This window comes from Nocardiopsis sp. TNDT3 (assembly GCF_003427465.1).
In the GTDB taxonomy this organism is placed as follows: domain Bacteria; phylum Actinomycetota; class Actinomycetes; order Streptosporangiales; family Streptosporangiaceae; genus Nocardiopsis; species Nocardiopsis dassonvillei.
This window is the reverse complement of sequence record NZ_QPFC01000209.1, coordinates 1-4,227: the sequence shown is the minus strand read 5'-3', so window position 1 is coordinate 4,227 and position 4,227 is coordinate 1. Positions and strand designations below refer to the sequence as shown.

General features: G+C 73.3%; 4 protein-coding genes. 3 read left to right on the top strand and 1 reads right to left on the bottom strand.

Annotated features, from left to right (window positions below):
• Nucleotides 1-153: 153 nt before the first annotated feature.
• Nucleotides 154-549 (bottom strand): glycine cleavage system protein GcvH, encoded by a 396-nt coding sequence (gcvH, locus tag DQW06_RS05675; protein ID WP_013152104.1) that lies wholly within the window; start codon nucleotides 547-549, stop codon nucleotides 154-156.
• 292 nt (nucleotides 550-841) lie between these two features.
• Here gcvH and DQW06_RS05670 point away from each other — a divergent pair, with 292 nt between their 5' ends.
• From DQW06_RS05670 to DQW06_RS05660, 3 genes are all read left to right on the top strand, one after another.
• Entirely contained in the window at nucleotides 842-1,609 is a 768-nt protein-coding gene (locus tag DQW06_RS05670; protein WP_013152105.1) for an enoyl-CoA hydratase/isomerase family protein, read from the top strand.
• A gap of 79 nt (nucleotides 1,610-1,688) precedes the next feature.
• Nucleotides 1,689-2,273, top strand: a complete 585-nt coding sequence (locus tag DQW06_RS05665) for an immunity 21 family protein (RefSeq protein WP_071623158.1) — start codon at nucleotides 1,689-1,691, stop codon at nucleotides 2,271-2,273.
• A 137-nt stretch (nucleotides 2,274-2,410) separates the two neighbouring features.
• On the top strand, nucleotides 2,411-4,114 hold the full coding sequence (locus DQW06_RS05660) for a bifunctional (p)ppGpp synthetase/guanosine-3',5'-bis(diphosphate) 3'-pyrophosphohydrolase (RefSeq protein ID WP_013152107.1): 1,704 nt from the start codon (nucleotides 2,411-2,413) through the stop codon (nucleotides 4,112-4,114).
• The last annotated feature ends 113 nt before the right edge of the window (nucleotides 4,115-4,227 follow it).

Below are 4,227 nucleotides of genomic sequence, written 5' to 3'. Positions count from 1 at the left end.
GCGCACCGGGAGGCGGTGCGCCCGGCCCCTGCGGTCCGTGTCCCGCGGGCCCGGCCGCCGACCGCGCGGCCGGGCCCCGGCAGGGGCGGGCCGCCGACCGGCGGGGCCTTCGACGGGTCCGCGGAGGAGAGGATGCGGGCCCGCCGACGAGCCCTACTCCTCGGCCTCCTCCCGGAGCAGCTCCGCGTAGGCCTCGGCGTCGAGCAGCCCGTCCACCGCCCCCGGGTCCGAGGGCCGGGCCCGGTAGAGCCAGCAGTCGTAGGGGTCGTCGTTGACCTGCTCGGGTTCCTCCGCGAGTTCGGTGTTGACCTCGACCACCTCGCATCCGAACGGCGCGTAGAACTCCGACACGGCCTTGACCGACTCCACCGTGCCCACCGCCTCCTCGGCGTCGAAGCTGTCCCCGGCTCCGGGCAGCTCCAGGAAGACCACGTCGCCCAGTTGCCGCTGGGCGAAGTCGGTCAGTCCGACGGAGACCGTGCCGCCGGGCTCCCGGCGGACCCATTCGTGGGTCGTGGTGTAGAGCAGGTCGCCCGGAATGCTGGCCATGGCAGAACCCTTCGTGTCTTCGCGTCTTCGAAGCGCGATCGCCGCTGCTGGGCGACCGGCAAGGCCAGTGTGCTGGACCGGCGGGCGCGCGTGGGCGCCTTTGGCGCAACCGGGGGAGGGGAGTCGGCCGTCGGCTTCGGCCGCACGCCGCGCGCGTGGTGCGGGTGAATCCCAGTGCCCGGTTCGTCCGTTTCGCGTCGCACGCGCGTTCGGGAGGGGGCGGTCGCCCGCGGTTGTCCTACTCGGCGGTAACATCGTGGCCGGTCACACCGAACGCACGGGAAGGCGTCCGATGAGCGAGGAACTGTCCGTCCGCCTCGACGGCCATGTCGCCGTCCTGGAGATCCACCGACCGCCCAACAACCACTTCGACCACGCCCTCCTCAAGGAGCTGGCGGACACCGCCGAGGAACTGGTCGCCACCGGGGACCGCCGCGCCCTCGTGGTGTGCTCGGAGGGCAAGAACTTCTGCGCCGGGGTGGACTTCGCGGCGGGCGGGGTCGGCGACACCCCGGTCCGGACCCTCAGCGCCATCTACGGTGAGGCGCTGCGCCTGTTCGCCCTGCCGGTGCCCGTGGTCGCCGCCGTCCAGGGCGCGGCGGTGGGCGGCGGCCTGGGCCTGGCCTGCGCGGCGGACTTCCGGGTGGCCGCGCCCTCCACCCGCTTCCACGCCAACTTCGGTCTCCTGGGCCTGCACCAGGGCTTCGGGCTGAGCGTGTCCCTGCCCGCGATCGTCGGCCGCCAGAAGGCCGCCGACATGTTCTACACCGCCCGCCGGGTCACCGGCACCGAGGCCCACGCCATCGGCCTGGCCGACCTGCTGGTGGACGAGGCCGCCCTGCGGTCGGCGGCCGTGGACCACGCCCACCGTATCGCCGCCTCCGCCCCGCTGACCGTGCGCTCGATGAAGGCCACGCTCCGCGCCGACCTGCTCGCCGCGCTGCCCGCCGCCCTGGACCGGGAGATCGTCGAGCAGAACAAGCAGCTCGGCACCAAGGACCACGAGGCCGGGGTCAGCGCCTCCCTGGCCCGGGTCAGGCCCTCCTTCACCGGCGAGTAGCCGCGGCGGCCACGCGGACACGGCAGGGGCACCGACGACCGTGGCTGGACTGTCGCTGGCCGGGGACACACTCGGTGCCATGAGTTCTCGGATCGGAGCCAACGAGCCCCGTAGCTCCCTTACGTGGATCGAGTCCATGGGCGGCCCGCTGCTCGCCATCCCCGTCTCCCTGCTGCCCGCGTGGGAGGGCTGTACCGAGACGGGGATGATCTGGGGGGAGACGGACACCCCTGACGACTACGACCGGGCCTGCACCGTGGACGGCCTGGCCGGGGTGATCGCCGTGGGAGACGGCGACGGGCGGGCACTGGTCCTGGGGGACGGCCCCGACCCCGGCTGTTACCTGCCTGAGCACCGTGCTTTCCTGCGCTGGATCGCCGCCGACTCCGAGGCCGACCTGAGAGCCGCGGCCGAGGCGGTCCTGGCCGATTCCGCCGTGGAATGGGAGGAGTGCGGTGTCTGGGTGACGGACGGCCCCGCCGTCCTCATGGACTCCGTCACTCCGGGGTCCTCTCCAGACACCGTCCACCCCGGAGAAGGGTCGCCCGAGCGTGCTCCTGTCCCGCTGCCCGCCGGTCGGTGGAGAGTGAGCGCCGCCCACGCCCGGACCGACGAGGGGACTCAGGTCAGCCTGGTGCGGCTCCTGCCTGCCGGGGACCTTTGAGGCCGGGCCCGGTCACGGGCCCGCGGCCGATGGTGCGTGCGGCGTCTGGGAGCGCGGACTCCGGATTCCCGGTCCCACGGCGGCCGCCGGTCACTACACTGTTCGGACTCGGATCAGTGTGCGGACAGGGGGTCGCGATGGGCGCACCCGATGTGACGGCGTCCACCCAGTGGTGGCAGGGGCTCAACGCGGCCAAGGCCACCTCCACCCCCGCCGACCGGGTCCGGGCCCTGGTCAGGGAACACCAGCGCTGGTACCCCAGGGCCGACGTGGCGCTGCTGAGCCGGGCCTACGCCGTGGCCGAGCACCTGCACAAGGAGCAGAAGCGCAAGAGCGGCGAGCCGTTCATCATCCACCCGGTCGCCGTGGCCACCATCCTCGCCGAGATGGGCCTGGACACCGCGACGCTGGTCGCCGCCCTCCTGCACGACACGGTGGAGGACACCCCGTTCAGCCTGGCCCACCTCGCGGCGGAGTTCGGCACCGAGGTCGGGGTCATGGTGGACGGCGTCACCAAGGTGGACCGGTCCATGTACGGCAGCGCGGCGGCGGGGGAGACCTTCCGCAAGATGGTGGTGGCCGCCCGCGACGACCTGCGCGTGCTGCTGATCAAGCTCGCCGACCGGCTCCACAACCTGCGCACCCTCCAGTTCCAGCCCCCGCACAAGCGCGTCAAGATCGCCCAGGGCACCCGGGAGCTCCTCATCCCCCTCGCGGAGCGGCTGGGGGTGTACCGGCTCAAGCGCGACCTGGAGGACCTGTGCTTCGAGTACCTGGAGGGTGAGGACTTCGAACGGGTCAGCACGCGGGTGGCCCGGGTCCGCGAGGGCTGCGCCCACGAGATCGACGCGCTGCGCGTCTCCCTGCGCGACGGCCTGGCCTCCTTCCGCGTCAAGGCGCGGGTGGAGGTGCGCTCCCGCCACCCGTACTCGGTGTTCACCTCCGGAACCGGCCTGACCGGCGACCCCGACCCGCTGGACACCGTCCGGTACGTGGTCGTCGTCAAGGGCGACGAGCGCAACGCCTACCTGGCCCTGGGGGCGGTCCACGGCAGGTGGAAGCCCTACCCGGCCAAGTTCCGCGACTTCATCGCCACCCCCCGGTACAACCTGTACCGGGCGCTGCACACCACCGTCCTCACCGAGTCCGGCCGCCGCGTGCAGATCATCATCTGCGACTCCCACGCCCAGCAGGTCTCCGAGTACGGCATCATCGCCGACATCCGCCAGGCCACCGGCAGGGACGGCCGCCTGACCACCGAGCGCACCACCGACCCGGAGTGGCTGACCCGGCTGCTCGGGTGGCAGGAGCAGGCCTCGGCCGAGGAACTCCTGGAGGGCGTGCGCACCGACCTCGCCGACAGCATCACCGTGCTCACCGGGCAGGGCCAGGTCCTCACCCTCCCCGAGGGCGCCACACCGGTCGACGTGGCCTACGCGCTCGGCGCCGACACCGGCGACCGCTACTCGGCGGCGGCCATCGACGGCCGCCTGGTCAGCCCCGCGACCCGGGTCCGCGAAGGGGAGACGGTGCACATCATCACCAAGTCCGTGCCCGCCCCCGACCGCGGGTGGCTGGACTCGGTCAGGACCGGCAGGGCGCGGGTCGCGATCGCCGCCTGGCACCGCACGCGCGCCCACGAGCAGGCGGAGCACACCGGCCGGGAGCGGATGATCGCCCTGGTGGGGGCGGACCGGCTCATCGAGGCCGAGTCGTCGGGGGCGATGACCGGGGTGGCGCGCCGTTCGGGGTACCCGTCCCTGGAGGAGCTGTACGTGGCCCTGGGCTACGAGCAGGTCAGCTCCGAGGACGTGGCCGCCCTCCTTCCGGCGTCGGCCTGAGTACGGCCGTCCTGATGGCGGTCGGGCCGGGACGGCGCTCCGGGCGTCCCGGGGGTCCCGGGACGCCCGGAGCGGTTACGGCTGACGCGTTCGTGGGCGGCGCCCGTCACGGG

Excerpts from the sequence above, each read along its gene's own strand:
- DQW06_RS05665 (WP_071623158.1), top strand. The coding sequence starts at position 1,689 with ATGAGTTCTCGGATCGGAGCCAACGAGCCCCGTAGCTCCCTTACGTGG.
- DQW06_RS05670 (WP_013152105.1), top strand. The coding sequence starts at position 842 with ATGAGCGAGGAACTGTCCGTCCGCCTCGACGGCCATGTCGCCGTCCTG.
- gcvH (WP_013152104.1), bottom strand. The coding sequence starts at position 549 with ATGGCCAGCATTCCGGGCGACCTGCTCTACACCACGACCCACGAATGG.
- DQW06_RS05660 (WP_013152107.1), top strand. The coding sequence starts at position 2,411 with ATGGGCGCACCCGATGTGACGGCGTCCACCCAGTGGTGGCAGGGGCTC.